The organism is Bacillus sp. SIMBA_074, from assembly GCF_046534555.1.
GTDB classification, from domain to species: Bacteria; Bacillota; Bacilli; order Bacillales; family Bacillaceae_G; genus Bacillus_A; species Bacillus_A mycoides.
The window spans coordinates 1-253 of the sequence record NZ_JAWRYM010000892.1 but is presented as its reverse complement, the minus strand read 5'-3'; the positions used below and the strand labels follow the sequence as shown (position 1 = coordinate 253).

Sequence of the window (253 nt, the reverse complement as noted above, 5' to 3'; positions counted from 1 at the left end):
GTCGACCCCGGCCATCACATCCACGCCCGTCGCCTTGACCAGGTAGGACGAGATCCAGCCGGTCTCCTGGTCGATGCGGATGCGGACGTGGTCGTTCTCGAGGGTGTCCGCGGTGACGGTCAGGCCGCCGGAGACCGGACCCGAACCGGCAGCGGAGACGACGCCAGGGCCGGGACCGGGACGGAGGCGGTAGAGCCGGTACCCGAGTGCCGGCACCTCGGCGCGGAACACGACGGCGCCGCGCGAGACGTCA

Annotated in this window: 1 protein-coding gene; it reads right to left on the bottom strand. The window is 71.9% G+C overall.

Annotated elements, in window-relative coordinates:
* On the bottom strand, nt 1–253 hold a 253-nt coding region (locus SB773_RS33330), incomplete at both ends, for a hypothetical protein (protein WP_410594726.1).